Raw genomic sequence first — 18,025 nt, forward strand, 5'->3', positions numbered from 1 at the left:
TTCCATCACCCCGCACACCAAGTTCAAGGCCGAGGCCTACATCCTGACCAAGGAAGAGGGCGGCCGCCACACCCCGTTCTTCACCAACTACCGCCCGCAGTTCTACTTCCGCACCACGGACGTGACCGGCGTGGTGTCGCTGCCGGAAGGCACCGAGATGGTGATGCCGGGCGACAACATCTCGATGGAAGTCAACCTGATCGCCCCCATCGCCATGGACGAGGGCCTGCGCTTCGCCATCCGCGAGGGCGGCCGCACCGTCGGCGCCGGCGTGGTGGCCAAGATCGTCGAGTAGGTCCTTCCGCCTCGGCGGACGCAAGGCGGCCCCGGAGGGATACCTCCGGGGCCGTTGTCTATTTCCGGTCCTCCTCCCCCTGGCGAAGCCGGAGGGAGGGAGCCCAGGCCCGCGCCTAGCCGGATGCTATCAGGTTGAATCGCGAGGCGATCCAACCTGATAGCTGAATCCGCCTCTAAATCAATAAATTAGAGTGCGATTCAGACATTAGGTCGGCGCACCCCGTGCGCCGACCTAATGTCATCGCGCTCTATGCCGCCACTCCCGGAAAATTCAACCGATTGCATTCCGGCCCGGCGCCGCCTAAATTAAGCTAGATGACAGCCAGTTGGTGAGGCCATGCGCCAGATCGGGGCCTTCGAGGCCAAGAATACCCTGAGCGCCCTGCTCGACCTGGTGGAGCAGGGGGAGGAGGTGGTGATCACCCGCCACGGCCATCCGGTGGCGCGGCTGGTGCCGCCCGAGGGGGGCTTCGACCGCAAGCGGGCCCGCGAGGCGGCCGAAAGAATCTGGGACATGGGCAAGACCGCCCGGCTGGATGGGCTCGGCATCAAGGACCTCATCAACGAGGGACGGAAGTATTGAGCCTGGTCCTCGACGCCTCGGCGGCCCTTGCCTGCTTTTTCGTGGACGAGCGCACGCCGGACCTGCATGGCCTGCTGGCCCGCATCGCCGACGATGGATGCGTCGTTCCGGCGTTATGGTGGTTCGAGGTCGCCAATGGCCTGACCGTCGCGCTGCGCCGCCGCCGAGTCCCTGAAGCCTTCCGTGACGACGCGCTGATCCAGTTGGAGACCCTGCCCATCACCACCGACCGGCCGGACGCCGGCGTGGCGTGGCGCCCGGCGCTCGCCTTGGCCGACCGCTACGGCCTGACCGTCTACGACGCCGCCTATCTGGACCTGGCCCGGCGCCGGGGCCTGCCCCTGGCCACGCTGGATCGCCAACTGGCCGAGGCCGCTCGCGCGGCCGGTGTGGAAACACTCCTCACTCCACCTTGAACGCATACCCGCTTTCGTTGGCCGGGTGGGTCGGGTTGGTGAAGACCGAGGTGTCGTTCTTGCACATCACCACCTTGCGGGCGGCGCGCAGGGTGGCGCGGTCGAAGGCGAGGGCGTTCTCGAACTTGTCCAGCAGCCAGCGTTCGCCCTCGGCCAGGGTGCCGTCGGCCAGCACGATGTCGTAGAGATTGAGCAGCAGCGAGGCCTGCTGGCCCGTGCTGAAGCGCCCCAGCACCTCGGGCAGGAACTTGTCCAGATGGGTGCCGCGCGCGGTGGCGAAGGCGGCCTGGATGGTCTCCTGCAGGTCGGTCTGGGACAGCTCGTTCCGGGCCACGTGCTTGCCCAGGATGGCGGCCAGCTTGGCCTTTTCCTCAACCGAGACCTTGCCGTCGATGACGCAGGCATAGGCCAGCGCGGTGGCGAGAATTTCCAGGTGCTTCATGGCCGAACCCTCCCTGCGGCGACGATGATAGCGCAAGCGGCGGGGTGGCGGAACCGGCCTCAGCCGGGGCGCAGCCAGGCCAGGCAGGCGGCGGGGAACAGCCGGCCGCTGGTCAGAAGGGCGCCGCGGCGTCGGCCCGCACCCGGCGCAGCAGCCATGCCCCGGCCAGGAACGGCAGCAGCCCGAACACCGCCACCCAGGCGAGGTCGTAGGCCAGGGGGACCTCGGTGTCCATGCGGATGCGGTGGATGCCCAGCAGCCAGTGCGACACCACCGCGTCGAGCCCGTGCCAGCCGCCGAAGCCCATCAGCAGCAGGGCGAACACGCCGCGGCCGGCCTGGGCGAATTCGTCGCGGGCCAGCCACAGCAGCGCCAGCCCCACCGCCGCCACCGCGTACATCAGGAGGTGGAACAGCCCGTCGGCCAGGATCTGCCCCTCGATACGGGCGAAGCCGCCGCTCTCCAGCCCGCTCAGCAGGTGGTGCCATTGCAGGATCTGGTGCAGCAGGATGCCGTCGAAGAAGCCGCCCAGGGCGAAGCCCAGCAGAACCGACGACCAGGCCAGAAGACGCGACGGCATGGGACCCTCCGCCATGAGTTTTCCGGTGAACAGCCGTGCGCGGGCAAGGTTGCCCGATCGCGAATCCAGGGCTTGCCAAGGGGGCGGAGTCTCTGTATAAACCCGGGCTTCCGGCTTCGGCCGTCTCCGTAAGAGCCAGCGTTTCGATCAGGCGCGGCTGACTGCGGGGGGTTCTTTGAACCGAACCCAAGTTTCAACGATCGGCGCTCCGCCACGGCGGGGCGCCGATCCGATTTAACGGATGACGTGAAATGGAAAGCCAAAACATCCGTATCCGCCTCAAGGCGTTCGATCACCGCGTGCTGGACCAGTCCACCCGCGAGATCGTCAACACCGCCAAGAGGACCGGTGCGCAGGTGCGCGGACCGATCCCGCTTCCCAGCCGGATCGAGAAGTTCACCGTCAACCGCAGCCCGCATATCGACAAGAAGTCGCGCGAGCAGTTCGAGATCCGTACCCACAAGCGCCTGCTGGACATCGTCGATCCGACCCCGCAGACCGTGGATGCGCTGATGAAGCTCGACCTGGCCGCCGGCGTCGACGTCGAGATCAAGCTCTAAAGGACCAGAAACGATGCGATCCGGTCTCATCGCCCAGAAGGTCGGCATGACGAGAATCTTCAGCGAGGACGGCACCCACGTGCCGGTCACCGTGCTGAAGGTCGACACCTGTCAGGTGGTCTCGACCCGCTCTGTGGACAAGGACGGCTACGTTGCCGTTCAGCTCGGCGCCGGCACGGCCAAGGTCAAGAACGTGGCCAAGGCCCAGCGCGCCACCTTCGCCGCCGCCAAGGTCGAGCCGAAGAAGAAGGTCGTCGAATTCCGCGTCACCCCCGAGAACGTCCTCGAGGTCGGTGCGGAGCTGTCGGTCGATCATTTCATCCCCGGCCAGTTCGTGGACATCACCGGCACCACCATCGGCAAGGGTTTCGCCGGTGTCATGAAGCGCCACAACTTCCGCGGCCTGGAAGCCACCCACGGCGTGTCGGTGTCGCACCGCTCGCACGGTTCCACCGGCCAGCGCCAGGACCCCGGTCGGGTGTTCAAGGGCAAGAAGATGGCTGGCCACATGGGCGACGTCCAGGTGACCACGCAGAACATCAAGGTGGTCTCCACCGATGCCGAGCGTGGTCTGATCCTGGTCAAGGGATCGGTCCCCGGCGCCGATGGCGGCTGGGTCCTGATCAAGGACGCGGTCAAGCGCAAGCTGCCCGAGGGCGTGCCGTTCCCGGCCGGTCTCAAGGCCGCCGCGTCCGCCGAAGCCGGCGAGTGAGGATTGCACCGATGAAGACCAACGTCATCAGCCTGGACAACACGACCGTCGGCGAAATCGAGCTGGCGGACGACGTCTTCGGCGTCACCGTCCGTACCGACCTGCTGCACCGCATGGTCACCTGGCAGCGGGCCAAGGCCCGCTCCGGCAACCACAAGACCAAGGGGATCAGCGAGATCTCCGGCACCACCAAGAAGCCCTTCGCCCAGAAGGGCGGCGGCCGCGCCCGTCAGGGTTCGCTGCGCAGCCCGCAGTTCCGCGGCGGCGCCACCATCTTCGGGCCGGTCGTGCGCAGCCATGCGTTCGACATGAACAAGAAGGTGCGCAAGCTGGCGCTGAAGGTGGCGCTGTCGGCCAAGGCCGCCAACGGCAAGCTGATCGTCATCGATCAGGCCAAGGTCGATGCCCCCAAGACCAAGGCCCTGGCCGCCAGCTTCAAGAAGCTGGGCTGGTCCTCGGTGCTGGTCATCGACGGCGCCGTGGACGACAATTTCGCGCTCTCCGCGCGCAACCTGCCGCATGTGGACGTGCTGCCCGAGATCGGCGCCAACGTGTACGACATCCTGCGTCGCGACACCCTGGTGCTGACCAAGGACGCCGTCCAAGCCCTGGAGGCTCGCCTGAAATGAGCAAGGTCACCGTCTCGAAGGAGCGGATGTACGACATCATCCGCGCCCCCGTGATCACCGAGAAGGCCACCATGGGCTCGGAGCACAACCAGGTCACCTTCAAGGTGCCGCTGGATGCCTCCAAGCCCGAGATCAAGGCTGCCGTCGAAGGCGTGTTCGGGGTGAAGGTTTCGGCCGTCAACACCACCATCGCCAAGGGCAAGGTGAAGCGGTTCCGCGGTCGCATCGGTCAGCGTTCCGACGTCAAGAAGGCGATCGTCACGCTGGCCAAGGGCCACAGCATCGACGTGACGACGGGAGTCTGACCCCATGGCACTGAAGACGTACAATCCCACCACGCCGGGTCAGCGCCAGCTGGTTTCCGTCGATCGGTCGGAGTTGTGGAAGGGCAAGCCGGTGGCGAGCCTGACCGAAGGACTGCGCAAGTCCGGCGGCCGCAACAACACCGGCCGCATCACCGTGCGGTTCCGTGGCGGCGGGCACAAGCGCCGCTACCGCCTGATCGACTTCAAGCGCAACAAGCTGGACATGGCGGCCACCGTCGAGCGGCTGGAATACGATCCCAACCGCACCGCCTTCATTGCCCTGGTGAAGTACGAGGACGGCGAGCAGCGCTACATCCTGGCGCCGCAGCGCCTGGCCGCGGGCGACGTGGTCATCGCCGGCGAGAAGGTGGACATCAAGCCGGGCAACGCCCTGCCGCTGAAGAACATCCCGGTCGGCACCATCGTCCACAACGTCGAGCTGAAGGTCGGCAAGGGCGGTCAGATCGCCCGCTCGGCCGGCACCTTCGTCCAGCTGGTCGGCAAGGACCAGGGCTACGCCCAGCTGCGCCTGTCCTCGGGCGAGCTGCGGGTGGTGCGCGGCGAGTGCATGGCCACCATCGGTGCCGTGTCCAACCCGGACCAGCAGAACATCAGCCTGGGCAAGGCCGGCCGCAAGCGCTGGATGGGCTTCAAGCCCCATGTCCGTGGCGTCGCGATGAACCCCATCGACCACCCGCATGGCGGTGGCGAGGGGCGCACCTCGGGCGGCCGTCATCCGGTCACCCCGTGGGGCAAGCCCACCAAGGGTAAGAAGACTCGTTCCAACAAGAAGACGGACCGGCTCATCATGCGCCGCCGTCACACGCAGTAAGGAGGGACGGGAATGGCTCGTTCCGTCTGGAAAGGCCCGTTCATCGACGGTTATCTGCTCAAGAAGGCGGACAAGACCCGTGCGAGCGGCCGCAACGAGGTCATCAAGATCTGGTCGCGTCGCTCGACGATCCTGCCGCAGTTCGTGGGTCTCACCTTCGGTGTCTATAACGGCGCGAAGTACATCCCCGTTCTCGTCACCGAGAACATGGTCGGCCACAAGTTCGGCGAGTTCTCGCCGACCCGGACCTATTACGGCCACGGCGTCGACAAGAAGGCGAAGAGGAAGTAAGCCATGGGCAAGAAGCCTGCCGATCGCGTGCTGGCCGATACCGAGGCCAAGGCCTTCTCGGCCACCATCCGCACCAGCCCGCGCAAGCTGAACCTGGTGGCGGCGTCCATTCGCGGCATGAAGGCCGAGGTCGCGCTGCACAGCCTCACGTTCTCCAAGCGGCGCATCGCCCAGGACGTGAAGAAGGTGCTGCAGTCGGCCATCGCCAACGCCGAGAACAACCACCAGCTCGACGTGGACCGGCTCTATGTGGCCGAAGCCTACGTCGGCAAGGCCATGGTCATGAAGCGCTGGAGTGCGCGGGCCCGGGGCCGGGTGGGGCGTGTCGAAAAGCCGTTCTCGAACCTCACCGTCATCGTGCGCGAGCGCGAAGAAGCGATCGGGGAGTAACCAGATGGGTCAGAAAGTCAATCCGATCGGGCTTCGTCTCGGCATCAATCGTACCTGGGATTCGCGTTGGTTCGCCGACACCGATTATTCCAAGATGCTGCACGAGGACCTGAAGCTGCGGAAGTACCTGCGCGAGAAGCTGGCCCAGGCCGGCGTGTCGCGCGTCGTCATCGAGCGTCCGGCCAAGAAGGCCCGCATCACCATCCATACCGCCCGTCCGGGCGTGGTGATCGGCAAGAAGGGCGCCGACATCGAGGTCCTGCGCAAGGAGCTGTCGCGGCTCACCGGCGGCGAGGTTCACCTGAACATCGTCGAAATCCGGAAGCCCGAGCTCGACGCCCAGCTGGTGGCCGAGTCCATCGCCCAGCAGCTCGAGCGCCGCGTTTCGTTCCGCCGCGCCATGAAGCGGGCCGTGCAGTCGGCCATGCGTCTGGGCGCCCAGGGCATCCGCATCAACTGCTCCGGCCGTCTGGGCGGGGCCGAGATCGCCCGCATGGAATGGTACCGCGAGGGCCGCGTGCCGCTGCACACCCTGCGCGCCGACATCGATTACGGCATCGGCACCGCCAAGACCACCTACGGCACCTGCGGCATCAAGGTGTGGGTGTTCAAGGGCGAGATCCTGGCCCACGACCCGATGGCCCAGGACAAGCGCGCCGCGGGCGATGCCGCCCCGGCCGAGCGCCGCTAAGTCTGGAGTGAGACGAGATGCTTTCGCCTAAGCGAACTAAGTTCCGCAAGCAGTTCAAGGGCCGCATCCATGGCGACGCCAAGGGCGGCACCCTGCTGAACTTCGGCGCCTTCGGCCTCAAGGCCCTGGAGCCCGAGCGCATCACCGCCCGCCAGATCGAGGCGGCCCGTCGTGCGCTGACCCGCCACCTGAAGCGTCAGGGCCGGGTGTGGATCCGGGTGTTCCCGGACGTGCCGGTGTCCTCCAAGCCCGCCGAAGTGCGCATGGGCTCGGGCAAGGGCACGCCCGAGTTCTGGGTGGCCAAGATCAAGCCGGGCCGCATCCTGTTCGAGGTGGACGGCGTGCCGGAAGACCTGGCCCGCCGCGGTTTCGAGCTGGCCGCCGCCAAGCTGCCGATCAAGACCAAGTTCATCGTGCGTATCGGGGAGTGACGACCATGGCGACCAAAACGGCCGACCTCCGCGCCAAGTCCGACGATCAGCTGCGCGAGCGCGTGATCGAGCTGAAGAAGGAACAGTTCAACCTGCGCTTCCAGCGGGCCTCGGGCCAGTTGGAGAACACCGCCCGGGTGCGTACGGTGCGCCGCGAGATCGCGACCATCAAGACCATCCTGGGCCAGCGCGTCCGCGCCGCCGGTGCAACCAAGAGCGGCTCCGCCGCCACCGCGGCGTAAGGAGAGAAGACGATGCCGAAGCGCATTCTTCAGGGTGTCGTGGTCAGCGACAAGATGGACAAGACCGTGGTGGTCAGCGTCGAGCGGCGCGTGATGCACCCGATCTACAAGAAGTTCATCCGTCGTTCGAAGAAGTACCACGCGCACGACGAGAACAACACGTTCAAGACCGGGGAAACCGTCCGCATCCGCGAATGCGCCCCGATCTCGAAGACCAAGACCTGGGAAGTGATCGTCGAGACGGCGTGACGCCGTCCCGCGATTAGCGAAAGGAAGCAGACATGATCCAGATGCAAACCAACCTGGACGTCGCCGATAATTCGGGTGCCCGCCGGGTGCAGTGCATCAAGGTTCTGGGCGGGTCGCACCGGACCATCGCCAACGTCGGCGATGTCATCGTGGTTTCGATCAAAGAGGCGATCCCGCGCGGCCGCGTGAAGAAGGGCGACGTTCATCGCGCCGTCATCGTGCGCACCGCCAAGGAGATCCGTCGCCCCGACGGCACCGTGATCCGGTTCGACACCAACGCCGCCGTGCTGATCAACAAGCAGGGCGAGCCCATCGGCACCCGTATCTTCGGGCCCGTCACCCGTGAGCTTCGCGCCAAGAAGTTCATGAAGATCATCTCGCTGGCTCCGGAGGTGCTCTGATGGCCGGTCTCAACGTCAAGAAGGGTGATCGCGTCGTCGTGATCGCCGGCAAGGACAAGGGCAAGCAGGGCGACGTGCTGGCCGCCTTCCCCAAGGAGGACCGCGTGGTCGTCCAGGGCGTGAACAAGGTGAAGAAGCACCAGCGCGCCAGCGCCGCTGCCGCCGGCGGCATCGTCGAGCAGGAGGCCGCCATCCACGTCTCCAACGTCGCCCACGTCGATCCCAAGGACGGCAAGCCGACCCGCGTCGGCGTCAAGGTCCTTGAAGATGGCCGCAAGGTCCGCATCGCCAAGCGGTCCGGCGAAGTCATCGACCGGTAAGGGGGAGTACCAGACCATGTCCGCGCGTTTGCGTAGCCACTACGACACCAAGGTCCGGCCCGCCCTGCAGGAGGAGTTCGCCTACAAGAACCCCATGCAGGTGCCGAAGCTCGAGAAGATCGTGATCAACATGGGCGTCGGCGAAGCCGCCCAGGACGCGAAGAAGATCGATGCCGCCGTCGCCGAACTGACCGCCATCACCGGCCAGAAGCCGGTGGTCACCAAGGCCAAGAAGTCCATCGCCCAGTTCAAGCTGCGCGAGGGCCAGGTGGTCGGCTGCAAGGTCACCCTTCGGGCCGACCGCATGTACGAGTTCCTCGACCGCCTGATCAACATCGCCCTGCCGCGCGTCCGCGATTTCCGCGGCGTGCCGGGCAAGAGCTTCGACGGCCGCGGCAACTACTCGCTGGGCCTCAAGGAACAGCTCATCTTCCCCGAGATCAACTACGACAAGGTCGATACGATCCGGGGCATGGACATCATTTTCGTCACGACGGCCAAGTCCGACGCGGAAGCCAAGGCGCTTCTCAAGGGCTTCGACATGCCGTTCGCTGGCTGATTGGAGTTTTCGAGCAATGGCAAAGATCAGCTCCGTCGAGCGCAACAAGAAGCGCGAGAAGTTGGCCAAGCGCTTCGCGGCAAAGCGGGCCCGTCTGAAGGCGGTCATCATGGACCGCGAGACCGGCCCCGAGGAGCGCTTCGAGGCGGCCCTCAAGCTGGCCGAGGTTCCGCGCAATTCGGCCAAGAACCGCGTGCGTCTGCGCTGCGAGATCACCGGTCGTCCGCGCGGCAACTACCGCAAGTTCAAGGTTTGCCGCAACAAGCTGCGCGAACTGGGCAACCTCGGCCAGATTCCTGGCCTGGTGAAGTCGAGCTGGTAAGGGAGGCAGGCACATGTCCATGACCGATCCGCTCGGCGATATGCTCGCCCGCATCCGCAACGGCCAGCGCGCGAACAAGTCGACCATCACCTCGCCGGCGTCGAACCTGCGCGTCAACGTGCTCGACGTGCTCAAGCGCGAGGGCTACATCCGCGGCTACGCCAAGGCCGAGAGCCGCCCCGGGGTCTCCGAGCTCACCATCGAGCTCAAGTACCACGAGGGCAAGCCGGTGATCTCGCAGATCTCCCGCGTCTCGACCCCCGGCCGCCGCGTCTATTCCAAGATCGCCGACCTGCCCCGCGTGGCCAACGGTCTCGGCATCTCCATCCTGTCCACCCCGCGTGGCGTGATGAGCGATACCGAAGCCCGCACCGCGAATGTGGGCGGCGAGGTTCTCTGCCAGGTGTTCTAGGAGGGACTGCGAGATGAGCCGAGTCGGCAAATATCCCGTGCCGGTGCCGTCTGGCGTTACCGTCCAGATCGCCGGTGCCGAATTCATCGCCAAGGGCAAGCTGGGCGAAGCCCGGCTGCCGCTGGTCACCGATGCGGTGGAAACCACCATCGAGGGCGATCAGGTGTGGGTGAAGCCCCTCACCGAATCCAAGCGCTCGCGCATGATGTGGGGCACCACCCGCGCCCTGATCAACAACGCCGTCAAGGGCGTGTCCGAGGGCTTCACCGTCAACCTCGAGATCAACGGCGTCGGTTACCGCGCCGCGGTCGAGGGCAAGACCCTGAAGCTGGCCTTGGGCTATTCCCACGACGTCGAATACCCGATCCCGGACGACATCGCCATCAAGTGCGACAAGCCCACCTCCATTTCCATCTCCGGCCGCGACAAGCAGCAGGTCGGCCAGGTGGCCTCGGAAATCCGCGCGTTCCGTGGTCCCGAGCCCTACAAGGGCAAGGGCATCAAGTACGACACCGAGACCATCCTGCGTAAGGAAGGCAAGAAGAAGTAAGGATAGCCGCCATGATGACGCCGAAGGAACTGTTCGAGCGCCGCAAGCGGCGCAACCGTGCAAGCATCGCCAAGAAGGCGGACGGGCGCGTGCGCCTGTCGGTCTTCCGGTCGGGCAAGAACATCTATGCCCAGGTGATCGACGACTCCCAGGGCAAGACCCTGGCCGCCGCCTCGACCCTGGACAAGGAGATCAAGGCCGCCGGCAAGACCGGTGCCGACATCGCCGCCGCCTCGGCGGTGGGCAAGCTGATCGCCGAGCGGGCCAAGGCGGCCGGCATCACCCAGGTGGTGTTCGACCGCGGCGGCTACATTTATCACGGCCGGGTCAAGGCCCTGGCCGAAGCGGCCCGCGAAGGCGGCCTGGATTTCTGAGGGAAACGCAACGATGGCACGTACTCCCAATTCCGATCGTGACGGCGGCGACCAGCGCCGCGGCCGGGGCCGTGGTGGCGAAGGCGGCGAGCGCGACGGTCGCGCCCCGCGCGGCCGCGGCCAGCAGGACAACCGCGCCGAGCGCGAGGAATCCGAGTTCATCGACAAGCTGGTCCACATCAACCGCGTCGCCAAGGTGGTCAAGGGCGGCCGCCGCTTCGCCTTCGCGGCGCTGGTGGTGGTCGGCGACGGCAAGGGCCGGGTCGGCTTCGGTTCGGGCAAGGCCCGCGAGGTGCCGGAAGCCATCCGCAAGGCGACCGAGCAGGCCAAGCGCAATATGATCAAGGTGGCGCTCCGTGAGGGCCGCACCCTGCACCACGACGTCACCGGCCATTTCGGCGCCGGCCGCGTGGTCCTGCGCGCCGCCCCGCCCGGCACCGGCATCATCGCCGGCGGCCCGATGCGCGCGGTGTTCGAGACCGTGGGCGTGGCGGACGTGGTGGCCAAGTGCCTGGGCACCTCGAACCCCCACAACATGATCAAGGCGACCTTCGACGCCCTGGAAAGCCTGACCAGCCCCCGTTCGGTGGCGGCCAAGCGGGGCAAGAAGGTGGGCGACATCATCGGTCGCCGCGACGGCGCTGCCGCCGCCGCCACCGCGACCGCCTAACGGAGGCCCCTGACGATGGCTGCCAAGAAGACCGTCAAGGTCACCCAGACCCAGAGCCCGATCGGCCGTCCGGACGATCAGCGCGCCACCCTGGTCGGGCTCGGCCTGAACAAGCTGCACCGCTCCCGCGAGCTGGAGGACACTCCGGCGGTGCGGGGCATGATCGCCAAGGTCCGGCATCTGGTCCGGGTCGAGGAGTAGGATAAGATGACGAAGCTCAACGATCTGCGCGACAACGACGGCGCTCGCCGCACGTCCAAGCGCCTCGGCCGCGGCATCGGCTCCGGCAAGGGCAAGACCTCGGGCCGCGGCGTCAAGGGCCAAGGCTCGCGCACCGGCGTGTCCCTGCACGGCTTCGAAGGCGGTCAGATGCCCATCTACCGCCGCCTGCCCAAGCGCGGCTTCAACCCGATCAACCGCAAGGACTTCGCCGAGGTCAATCTGGGCCGTCTGCAGGCCGCCATCGACGGCGGCAAGCTGGACGCGGCCAAGACCATCGACGCCGCCGCCCTGCAGGCCGCCGGCCTGGTGGGCAACGCGCGCGATGGGGTGCGCCTCCTTGCGCGCGGCGAGCTCAAGGCCAAGGTGACCATCGAGGTCGCCGGTGCGTCCAAGGCCGCCATCGAGGCGGTGGAGAAGGCTGGCGGGTCGATCAAGCTGCCCGCCGCTCCCGCCGCCGAGGGCTGATTTCCATTTGCTCGGGCGTGGCGCCGGCCCCGTGACCCGCAGGTCATGGGTTGGCGCCACGCCCGGATTGCTTTAAAAGCTGGTGTCCCCCCCTGGGGCGGTTCCACCGCCCGGGGTTATCATTTGGGCGGCTTGGCCGCCCCTGGCTTACATTCCCGGAGATGGGCATGGCTTCCGCCGCCGAGCAGCTTGCCGCGAACTTGAATTTCGGCGTCCTCGCCAAGGCGACCGAACTCAAGAAGAGGATCTGGTTCACCCTGGGCGCCCTGGTGATCTATCGCCTGGGCACCTGGATTCCCATTCCGGGCGTCGATCCGCACGCCATGGCCGACCTGTTCCGCCAGTCGGGCGGCGGCCTGCTCGGCATGTTCGACATGCTGGCCGGCGGCGCGTTGCAGCGCATGACCATCTTCGCGCTGAACATCATGCCGTACATCTCGGCCTCGATCATCCTGCAGCTGATGACCACCATCGTGCCGTCGCTGGAGGCGATCAAGAAGGAGGGCGAGTCGGGGCGCAAGAAGATCAACCAGTACACCCGCTACCTCACGGTGTTCATCGCGGTGTTCCAGGCCTACGGCATCGCGGTCGGGCTGGAGAGCATGACCGGCTCCACCGGTGCCGCGGTGATGATGGACAACCACGTGCTGTTCCGCTTCTCCACCGTGGTCACCCTGGTGGGCGGCACCATGTTCCTGATGTGGCTGGGCGAGCAGATCACCGCCCGCGGCATCGGCCAGGGCACCTCGCTGATCATCATGGCCGGCATCGTCGCCGAACTTCCCGGCGCCTTGGTCGGCACCCTGGAGCTGGGCCGCACCGGCGCCCTGCCGGTGCTGCTGATCATCGCCCTGCTGGTCGGCTCGGCCGCCGTCATCGGCTTCATCGTGTTCATCGAGCGCGCCCAGCGGCGCATCATCGTGCAGTATCCCAAGCGCCAGGTCGGCAACAAGATGTTCGGCGGCGAATCGTCGCATCTGCCGCTCAAGCTCAACACCTCGGGCGTCATCCCGCCGATCTTCGCCAGCTCGATCCTGCTGATGCCGGTCACCGTGGCGCAGTTCTCCGCCGCCGGCGGCCCGGAATGGCTGACCACCTTCACCGCCCTCATGGGCCGCGGCCAGCCGCTTTACCTGGCCATCTACGCCGGCCTGATCATCTTCTTCGCGTTCTTCTACACCGCGGTGGTCTTCAATCCGGTGGACACCGCCGACAACCTGAAGAAGTACGGCGGCTTCGTCCCCGGCATCCGGCCGGGCAAGAACACCTCGGACTATCTGGACTATGTCCTGACCCGCCTGACCGTGGTGGGTGCGGCCTACCTTACCGCGCTGTCGGTCCTGCCCGAAGTGCTGATTGCCAAGTGGTCCGTGCCCTTCTACTTTGGTGGAACCAGCCTTCTGATCGTGGTGACGGTGACCATGGACACGGTCGCCCAGGTCCAGTCGCACCTGCTGGCCCACCAATACGAGGGACTCATCAAGAAGTCCCGTCTCAAAGGCCGGCGCGGCTGACCGAACCCGGATCCGCGCGCGGCAATCTCTAGGGAGAATGACCACCGATGGATCTCGTGCTTTTGGGACCGCCCGGCGGCGGCAAGGGAACCCAGGCCAAGCGTCTGATGGAGAAGTACGGTCTGGTGCAATTGTCGACCGGCGACATGCTGCGCGCCGCGGTGGCCTCGGGCTCCGCGGTCGGCAAGAAGGCCAAGGCGGTGATGGATGCCGGCCAGCTGGTGTCCGACGACATCGTCATCGCCATCATCGACGACCGCCTGGACGCGCCCGACACCAAGAACGGCGTCATCTTCGACGGCTTCCCCCGCACCGTGGCCCAGGCCGAGGCACTGGACGCCATGATGGTGAGGAAGGGCCGCAAGCTCGACTACGCCATCGAGATCCGCGTCCCGGACGAGCCCATCGTCGAGCGCATCACCGGCCGCTTCACCTGCGCCAAGTGCGGTGCCGGCTACCACGACAAGTTCCAGCAGCCCAAGGCCGCCGGCGTGTGTGATTCCTGCGGCGGCACCGAGTTCATCCGCCGCGCCGACGACAATGCCGAGACGGTGCACAAGCGCCTGGACGCCTATCACGCCCAGACCGCGCCGCTGCTGCCCTACTACCAGGCCAAGGGCAACTACCACCTGGTGGACGGCACCAAGGACATCGCCGAGGTCACCAAGGATCTGGAGAAGATTCTGGGCTGATCCTGCGGTTTAGGGGGGGCACGAATGCGGCGAAGAGTCCGGGTTGACTCTTCGTCGATTCCCCCTATAATCCCGCACCTTCGGTTTCCCCCGCATTGGGCGAGGCCTGGTGCGGTGTTGTTTTTTGGGCCGGCGGTTGCGCCGCCGGTCCGGATCACCTGTTTGAAGGAGTAACCAGCTTTGGCCCGTATCGCTGGCGTCAACATTCCGACCAACAAGCGCGTCCAGATCGCGCTGACCTACATCCACGGTATCGGCCGCGCCAAGGCGGTCGAGATCTGCGGCAAGCTCGGCATTCCGTCCGAGCGCCGGGTCAACCAGCTGACCGATGACGAGGTCCTGAAAATCCGCGAGATGATCGACCGCGACTATCAGGTCGAGGGCGATCTGCGCCGCGAAGTGGCGATGAACATCAAGCGGCTGATGGATTTGGGCTGCTACCGCGGCCTGCGTCATCGCCGTGGCCTGCCGGTCCGTGGCCAGCGCACGCACACCAACGCGCGCACCCGCAAGGGTCCGGCCAAGCCGATCGCTGGTAAGAAGAAGCCGACGAAGTAAGGATCACCTCACATGGCCAAGCCTGCTGCTGCCGCGCGCCCTCGTCGCCGCGAGCGCAAGAACATCACCTCCGGTGTTGCCCACGTCAACGCGACGTTCAACAACACCATGATCACCATCACCGACGCCCAGGGCAACACCATCTCGTGGTCGTCCTCGGGCATGCAGGGCTTCAAGGGCTCGCGCAAGTCGACTCCCTACGCCGCCCAGGTGGCCGCCGAGGACGCCGGCCGCAAGGCCATGGAGCACGGCATGCGCACCCTGGAGGTCGAGGTCAAGGGCCCCGGCGCCGGCCGCGAGAGCGCCCTGCGCGCGCTGCAGGCGGTGGGCTTCGCCATCTCCTCGATCCGCGACGTCACCCCCATTCCCCACAACGGCTGCCGCCCGCGCAAGCGTCGCCGCGTGTGATCGACCGGCCCGGTCAAGGGCGGGCCGCCGCTTCCCCTCCCAAGACGGGGGCGAAGGTGGCGGCCGTGCCGTACCGGGCCATCACATTGTTCCTAGCATGAGGTCACGCTCGTGATTCAGAAGAACTGGCAGGAACTGATCAAGCCCTCGAAGCTCCAGATCGAGGGGGGGGCGGATCCGCTGCGGACCGCCACGGCAGTGGCCGAACCGCTCGAACGCGGCTTCGGCATGACGCTGGGCAATTCGATCCGTCGCATTCTGCTGTCGTCGCTCCAGGGCGCCGCCGTCACCGCCATCCAGATCGAGGGCGTGCTGCACGAATTCTCGTCGATCCCCGGCGTGCGCGAGGACGTCACCGACATCATCCTCAACATCAAGAACCTCGGCCTGCGCATGCACGGCGAGGGGCCGAAGCGCATGCACCTCAAGGCCACCGGCCCGGGCGAGGTGAAGGCGGGGATGATCGAGGCCGGCCACGACATCGAGATCATGGACCCCGGCCTGGTGCTCTGCACCCTGGACGAGGGCGCCAAGCTCAATATCGAGTTCACGGTCGAGACCGGCAAGGGCTATGTCCCGGCGTCGCAGAATCGCCCCGAGGATTCGCCGATCGGGCTGATCCCCATCGATGCCATCTTCTCGCCGGTCAAGAAGGTCGCCTACAAGGTCGAGAACACCCGCGTCGGCCAGGTCACCGATTACGACAAGCTGATCATGGTGGTCGAGACCAACGGCGCCGTGTCGCCCGAGGACGCCATCGCCCTGGCCGCCCGCATCCTGCAGGACCAGCTGCAGCTGTTCATCAACTTCGAGGAGCCGACCCAGGTCGTCGAGGAGGAGCGCAAGGACGAGCTGCCCTTCAACAAGAACCTGCTGCGCAAGGTCGATGAGCTGGAGCTGTCGGTCCGCTCGGCCAACTGCCTCAAGAACGACAACATCATCTATATCGGCGACCTGGTCCAGAAGACCGAGGCCGAGATGCTGCGCACCCCGAACTTCGGCCGCAAGTCCCTGAACGAGATCAAGGAAGTGCTCTCGGCCATGGGCCTGCACCTGGGGATGGAAATCCCCAACTGGCCGCCGGAGAACATCGAGGAGCTGGCCAAGAAGCTGGAAGAGCCTTACTGAGGTTTTTCCCCTCCCCCTCGTGGGGAGGGTCAGGGTGGGGGGGAACCGCGTCGGACCTGATCGGGCGCGACTCCACCCCACCCCAACCCCTCCCCATCAAAGGGGAGGGGCTGTTTTTTCGAATGGGCCAGTCCGGCCCGACCCGGCCGTACCCGCGAGGGGCGACCGCGGCGTGAAATCGGTCCTCGCCCGTCGAGACCAAGCGAAGGAAGGATGATCCCATGCGTCACGGCATGTCCGGCCGCAAGCTGAACCGCACCAGCTCGCACCGCAAGGCGATGTTCGCCAACATGGTCACCGCCCTGCTCAAGCACGAGCAGATCAAGACCACCCTGCCCAAGGCCAAGGACCTGCGTCCGATCGCCGAGAAGATCATCAGCCTCGGCAAGTCGGGCACCCTGCACGACCGCCGCCGCGCCTTCGCCATGCTGCGCGACGACGCCGTGGTCGCCAAGCTGTTCTCGACCCTGGCCGAGCGCTACAAGACCCGTCCGGGCGGCTACACCCGCGTGCTGAAGGCCGGCTTCCGCTATGGCGACGCCGCCCCGATGGCGATCATCGAGCTGGTCGATCGCGACCCGGCCGCCAAGGGCCTCGATTCCGGCCCGACCGGCGAGAAGAAGGACGAGGCCGAGGAATAGGCCGCGCCGCTTCCGAAGATCAGGGCGCCGTCCGCAGGGATGGCGCCCTTTTTCGTTATCCCACCAGCCCCGGCAGCGCCCCCTTCAGCCCGTCGATGACGAACTGGGCGGCCAGGGCGGCGAGGATGATGCCGAGCACGCGGCCGACCACGTGGGCTCCGGTCAGGCCGAGGACCCGCAACACCCGTCCGGCGGCCAGCAGCATGCCCAGCAGCAGCGCCATCACCACCGCCAGCATGGCCAGCACCACCGCCTGGCGCTGGTAGTCGCCGGCGGCGGCGCCCATCATCAGCACCACCGAGGTCATGGCGCCGGGGCCGGCGATCAGCGGGAAAGCCAGCGGGAAGACGGTGATGTCCTCGCGCGCCGCGGTCTCGGCGTCTTCCACCGGCGTGGTCGAGCGCAGGCCCGACTGGCGGGCGAACACCATGTCGGCGGCCAGCAGGAACAGCAGCACGCCGCCCGCCACCCGGAACGCCGGCAGCGAGATGCCGAGGATGCGCAGCAATCCCTCGCCGATGAAGGCGAAGGCGAACAGCATGATGGCGGCCAGCAGGGTGGCGCGCCGGGCCATGTGGCGGCGGTGGTGGTCGGCGACGTTGCGGGTCATGGCGGCGAACACCGCAGCGGTCCCCGGCGGGTCGAGGATGACGAAGAAGGTGATGAAGGCGGTGACGGCGGCCTCGATGATCAATCCGTCCTCCTGGTGGGGGATCACCCCTTGGTGGCCATGACGCCTTCGACGGTGCGGGCGATCAGCCGGATGTCGGTGCGCGATCCCACCCCCTTCTGCTTCAGGCGGGTGGCGAAATTGGCGACGGCGGGGCCGTTGCCCGGGGTTCCGAAGATCTGGTTGAAGGTGGCGCGGCCCAGCCGCTGGTACAGCGAGCCGAACAGCACCGCCGCCTGGTAGAGGGTCAGGCCCATGGGTCCCATCATCTGCTGGCGGGCGATCTCGCCCAGGCCGCACAGGGCGGCGGTCAGCTCGCGACGGTCGGTCTCGCTGTTGATCTCGAGAATCTGCCGGACCTGCGGATCGCTCAGGGTCTCCCACCAGAAATCGTGTTCCTTGGACTTGGCCGGCTCGGGTTCCGGCTGGGGCTCCGGCTTGCGCACCGGGTCGCCGGAGACGGCGGCCG

Annotated in this window: 32 protein-coding genes and 2 pseudogenes; 30 read left to right on the top strand and 4 right to left on the bottom strand. The window is 66.6% G+C overall.

Annotated features, from left to right (window positions below):
• The 3 genes and pseudogenes from tuf to MTBUT4_RS11505 form a co-directional block, all read left to right on the top strand.
• Positions 1 to 295 (top strand): annotated as a pseudogene (gene tuf / locus MTBUT4_RS11495) (elongation factor Tu); the annotation flags it as partial.
• Positions 296 to 634: 339 nt separating this feature from the next.
• Positions 635 to 880, top strand: a complete 246-nt coding sequence (locus tag MTBUT4_RS11500; RefSeq protein ID WP_173979840.1) for a type II toxin-antitoxin system Phd/YefM family antitoxin — start codon at positions 635 to 637, stop codon at positions 878 to 880.
• Positions 877 to 1,296: a type II toxin-antitoxin system VapC family toxin gene (locus tag MTBUT4_RS11505; protein WP_173979841.1), complete on the top strand. Its 420-nt coding sequence runs from the start codon at positions 877 to 879 to the stop codon at positions 1,294 to 1,296. Before MTBUT4_RS11500 ends, MTBUT4_RS11505 begins: the two co-directional genes overlap by 4 nt.
• Here the strand turns inward: MTBUT4_RS11505 and MTBUT4_RS11510 are convergent.
• On the bottom strand, positions 1,283 to 1,738 hold the full coding sequence (locus tag MTBUT4_RS11510) for a TerB family tellurite resistance protein (protein WP_173979842.1): 456 nt from the start codon (positions 1,736 to 1,738) through the stop codon (positions 1,283 to 1,285). The genes MTBUT4_RS11505 and MTBUT4_RS11510 overlap by 14 nt on opposite strands.
• A gap of 112 nt (positions 1,739 to 1,850) precedes the next feature.
• The gene (locus tag MTBUT4_RS11515) at positions 1,851 to 2,318 is read right to left on the bottom strand and encodes a DUF2243 domain-containing protein (protein WP_254434835.1); all 468 of its coding nucleotides are present in this window, start codon (positions 2,316 to 2,318) and stop codon (positions 1,851 to 1,853) included.
• A 251-nt stretch (positions 2,319 to 2,569) separates the two neighbouring features.
• On the opposite strand from MTBUT4_RS11515, the gene rpsJ reads away from it, so the two are divergent.
• The 27 genes from rpsJ (at position 2,570) to rplQ (ending at position 16,886) form a co-directional block, all read left to right on the top strand.
• Positions 2,570 to 2,878, top strand: coding sequence for a 30S ribosomal protein S10 (gene rpsJ, locus MTBUT4_RS11520; protein ID WP_002725423.1), 309 nt, complete (start codon positions 2,570 to 2,572; stop codon positions 2,876 to 2,878).
• 13 nt (positions 2,879 to 2,891) lie between these two features.
• Positions 2,892 to 3,590 (top strand): 50S ribosomal protein L3, encoded by a 699-nt coding sequence (gene rplC / locus MTBUT4_RS11525; protein ID WP_173979844.1) that lies wholly within the window; start codon positions 2,892 to 2,894, stop codon positions 3,588 to 3,590.
• 11 nt (positions 3,591 to 3,601) lie between these two features.
• Positions 3,602 to 4,219: a 50S ribosomal protein L4 gene (rplD, locus tag MTBUT4_RS11530; RefSeq protein ID WP_173979845.1), complete on the top strand. Its 618-nt coding sequence runs from the start codon at positions 3,602 to 3,604 to the stop codon at positions 4,217 to 4,219.
• On the top strand, positions 4,216 to 4,524 hold the full coding sequence (locus tag MTBUT4_RS11535; protein ID WP_173979846.1) for a 50S ribosomal protein L23: 309 nt from the start codon (positions 4,216 to 4,218) through the stop codon (positions 4,522 to 4,524). Before rplD ends, MTBUT4_RS11535 begins: the two co-directional genes overlap by 4 nt.
• Before the next feature lie 4 nt (positions 4,525 to 4,528).
• Complete coding sequence (gene rplB / locus MTBUT4_RS11540; RefSeq protein ID WP_173979847.1) at positions 4,529 to 5,356, top strand: 50S ribosomal protein L2; 828 nt, start codon at positions 4,529 to 4,531, stop codon at positions 5,354 to 5,356.
• Positions 5,357 to 5,368: 12 nt separating this feature from the next.
• Positions 5,369 to 5,647 (top strand): 30S ribosomal protein S19, encoded by a 279-nt coding sequence (gene rpsS / locus MTBUT4_RS11545; protein WP_173979848.1) that lies wholly within the window; start codon positions 5,369 to 5,371, stop codon positions 5,645 to 5,647.
• Positions 5,648 to 5,650: 3 nt separating this feature from the next.
• Complete coding sequence (rplV, locus tag MTBUT4_RS11550) at positions 5,651 to 6,037, top strand: 50S ribosomal protein L22 (RefSeq protein ID WP_173979849.1); 387 nt, start codon at positions 5,651 to 5,653, stop codon at positions 6,035 to 6,037.
• Between the two features lie 4 nt (positions 6,038 to 6,041).
• Complete coding sequence (rpsC, locus tag MTBUT4_RS11555; RefSeq protein ID WP_173979850.1) at positions 6,042 to 6,728, top strand: 30S ribosomal protein S3; 687 nt, start codon at positions 6,042 to 6,044, stop codon at positions 6,726 to 6,728.
• A gap of 17 nt (positions 6,729 to 6,745) precedes the next feature.
• Entirely contained in the window at positions 6,746 to 7,159 is a 414-nt protein-coding gene (gene rplP / locus MTBUT4_RS11560; RefSeq protein WP_173979851.1) for a 50S ribosomal protein L16, read from the top strand.
• A gap of 5 nt (positions 7,160 to 7,164) precedes the next feature.
• Positions 7,165 to 7,401 (top strand): 50S ribosomal protein L29, encoded by a 237-nt coding sequence (rpmC, locus tag MTBUT4_RS11565; protein ID WP_173979852.1) that lies wholly within the window; start codon positions 7,165 to 7,167, stop codon positions 7,399 to 7,401.
• 12 nt (positions 7,402 to 7,413) lie between these two features.
• Entirely contained in the window at positions 7,414 to 7,650 is a 237-nt protein-coding gene (rpsQ, locus tag MTBUT4_RS11570; protein ID WP_173979853.1) for a 30S ribosomal protein S17, read from the top strand.
• A 32-nt stretch (positions 7,651 to 7,682) separates the two neighbouring features.
• Positions 7,683 to 8,051: a 50S ribosomal protein L14 gene (rplN, locus tag MTBUT4_RS11575; protein ID WP_173979854.1), complete on the top strand. Its 369-nt coding sequence runs from the start codon at positions 7,683 to 7,685 to the stop codon at positions 8,049 to 8,051.
• The gene (rplX, locus tag MTBUT4_RS11580; RefSeq protein WP_173979855.1) at positions 8,051 to 8,371 is read left to right on the top strand and encodes a 50S ribosomal protein L24; all 321 of its coding nucleotides are present in this window, start codon (positions 8,051 to 8,053) and stop codon (positions 8,369 to 8,371) included. Before rplN ends, rplX begins: the two co-directional genes overlap by 1 nt.
• 16 nt (positions 8,372 to 8,387) lie before the next feature.
• Positions 8,388 to 8,930 (top strand): 50S ribosomal protein L5, encoded by a 543-nt coding sequence (rplE, locus tag MTBUT4_RS11585; RefSeq protein WP_173979856.1) that lies wholly within the window; start codon positions 8,388 to 8,390, stop codon positions 8,928 to 8,930.
• Between the two features lie 16 nt (positions 8,931 to 8,946).
• Positions 8,947 to 9,252 (top strand): 30S ribosomal protein S14, encoded by a 306-nt coding sequence (rpsN, locus tag MTBUT4_RS11590; protein ID WP_173979857.1) that lies wholly within the window; start codon positions 8,947 to 8,949, stop codon positions 9,250 to 9,252.
• Positions 9,253 to 9,265: 13 nt separating this feature from the next.
• Positions 9,266 to 9,664: a 30S ribosomal protein S8 gene (rpsH, locus tag MTBUT4_RS11595; RefSeq protein WP_173979858.1), complete on the top strand. Its 399-nt coding sequence runs from the start codon at positions 9,266 to 9,268 to the stop codon at positions 9,662 to 9,664.
• A gap of 13 nt (positions 9,665 to 9,677) precedes the next feature.
• Positions 9,678 to 10,214 carry a 50S ribosomal protein L6 gene (gene rplF / locus MTBUT4_RS11600; protein ID WP_173979859.1) on the top strand — a complete coding sequence of 179 codons (537 nt, stop codon included), beginning with the start codon at positions 9,678 to 9,680 and terminating at the stop codon, positions 10,212 to 10,214.
• A gap of 11 nt (positions 10,215 to 10,225) precedes the next feature.
• On the top strand, positions 10,226 to 10,588 hold the full coding sequence (gene rplR / locus MTBUT4_RS11605) for a 50S ribosomal protein L18 (RefSeq protein ID WP_173979860.1): 363 nt from the start codon (positions 10,226 to 10,228) through the stop codon (positions 10,586 to 10,588).
• A 13-nt stretch (positions 10,589 to 10,601) separates the two neighbouring features.
• Positions 10,602 to 11,258, top strand: coding sequence for a 30S ribosomal protein S5 (rpsE, locus tag MTBUT4_RS11610; protein WP_173979861.1), 657 nt, complete (start codon positions 10,602 to 10,604; stop codon positions 11,256 to 11,258).
• A 15-nt stretch (positions 11,259 to 11,273) separates the two neighbouring features.
• Positions 11,274 to 11,459 carry a 50S ribosomal protein L30 gene (rpmD, locus tag MTBUT4_RS11615; protein ID WP_173979862.1) on the top strand — a complete coding sequence of 62 codons (186 nt, stop codon included), beginning with the start codon at positions 11,274 to 11,276 and terminating at the stop codon, positions 11,457 to 11,459.
• Between the two features lie 6 nt (positions 11,460 to 11,465).
• The gene (gene rplO, locus MTBUT4_RS11620) at positions 11,466 to 11,945 is read left to right on the top strand and encodes a 50S ribosomal protein L15 (RefSeq protein ID WP_173979863.1); all 480 of its coding nucleotides are present in this window, start codon (positions 11,466 to 11,468) and stop codon (positions 11,943 to 11,945) included.
• A gap of 167 nt (positions 11,946 to 12,112) precedes the next feature.
• Positions 12,113 to 13,459 (top strand): preprotein translocase subunit SecY, encoded by a 1,347-nt coding sequence (gene secY / locus MTBUT4_RS11625; RefSeq protein WP_173979864.1) that lies wholly within the window; start codon positions 12,113 to 12,115, stop codon positions 13,457 to 13,459.
• 47 nt (positions 13,460 to 13,506) lie between these two features.
• The gene (locus MTBUT4_RS11630) at positions 13,507 to 14,151 is read left to right on the top strand and encodes an adenylate kinase (protein ID WP_173979865.1); all 645 of its coding nucleotides are present in this window, start codon (positions 13,507 to 13,509) and stop codon (positions 14,149 to 14,151) included.
• Positions 14,152 to 14,331: 180 nt separating this feature from the next.
• Positions 14,332 to 14,709 (top strand): 30S ribosomal protein S13, encoded by a 378-nt coding sequence (gene rpsM / locus MTBUT4_RS11635; RefSeq protein ID WP_173979866.1) that lies wholly within the window; start codon positions 14,332 to 14,334, stop codon positions 14,707 to 14,709.
• Between the two features lie 12 nt (positions 14,710 to 14,721).
• Positions 14,722 to 15,117: a 30S ribosomal protein S11 gene (gene rpsK, locus MTBUT4_RS11640; protein WP_173979867.1), complete on the top strand. Its 396-nt coding sequence runs from the start codon at positions 14,722 to 14,724 to the stop codon at positions 15,115 to 15,117.
• Positions 15,118 to 15,228: 111 nt separating this feature from the next.
• Positions 15,229 to 16,245 (top strand): DNA-directed RNA polymerase subunit alpha, encoded by a 1,017-nt coding sequence (locus MTBUT4_RS11645; protein WP_173979868.1) that lies wholly within the window; start codon positions 15,229 to 15,231, stop codon positions 16,243 to 16,245.
• A 221-nt stretch (positions 16,246 to 16,466) separates the two neighbouring features.
• Complete coding sequence (gene rplQ / locus MTBUT4_RS11650; RefSeq protein WP_173979869.1) at positions 16,467 to 16,886, top strand: 50S ribosomal protein L17; 420 nt, start codon at positions 16,467 to 16,469, stop codon at positions 16,884 to 16,886.
• A gap of 55 nt (positions 16,887 to 16,941) precedes the next feature.
• On the opposite strand, the gene MTBUT4_RS11655 is transcribed toward rplQ, so the two are convergent.
• Positions 16,942 to 17,580: a MarC family protein gene (locus MTBUT4_RS11655; RefSeq protein WP_254434836.1), complete on the bottom strand. Its 639-nt coding sequence runs from the start codon at positions 17,578 to 17,580 to the stop codon at positions 16,942 to 16,944.
• Positions 17,581 to 17,600: 20 nt separating this feature from the next.
• Positions 17,601 to 18,025 (bottom strand): annotated as a pseudogene (locus tag MTBUT4_RS11660) (hypothetical protein); the annotation flags it as partial.

Origin of the sequence: Magnetospirillum sp. UT-4 (assembly GCF_902729435.1) — a bacterium.
Taxonomy (GTDB): domain Bacteria; phylum Pseudomonadota; class Alphaproteobacteria; order Rhodospirillales; family Magnetospirillaceae; genus Magnetospirillum.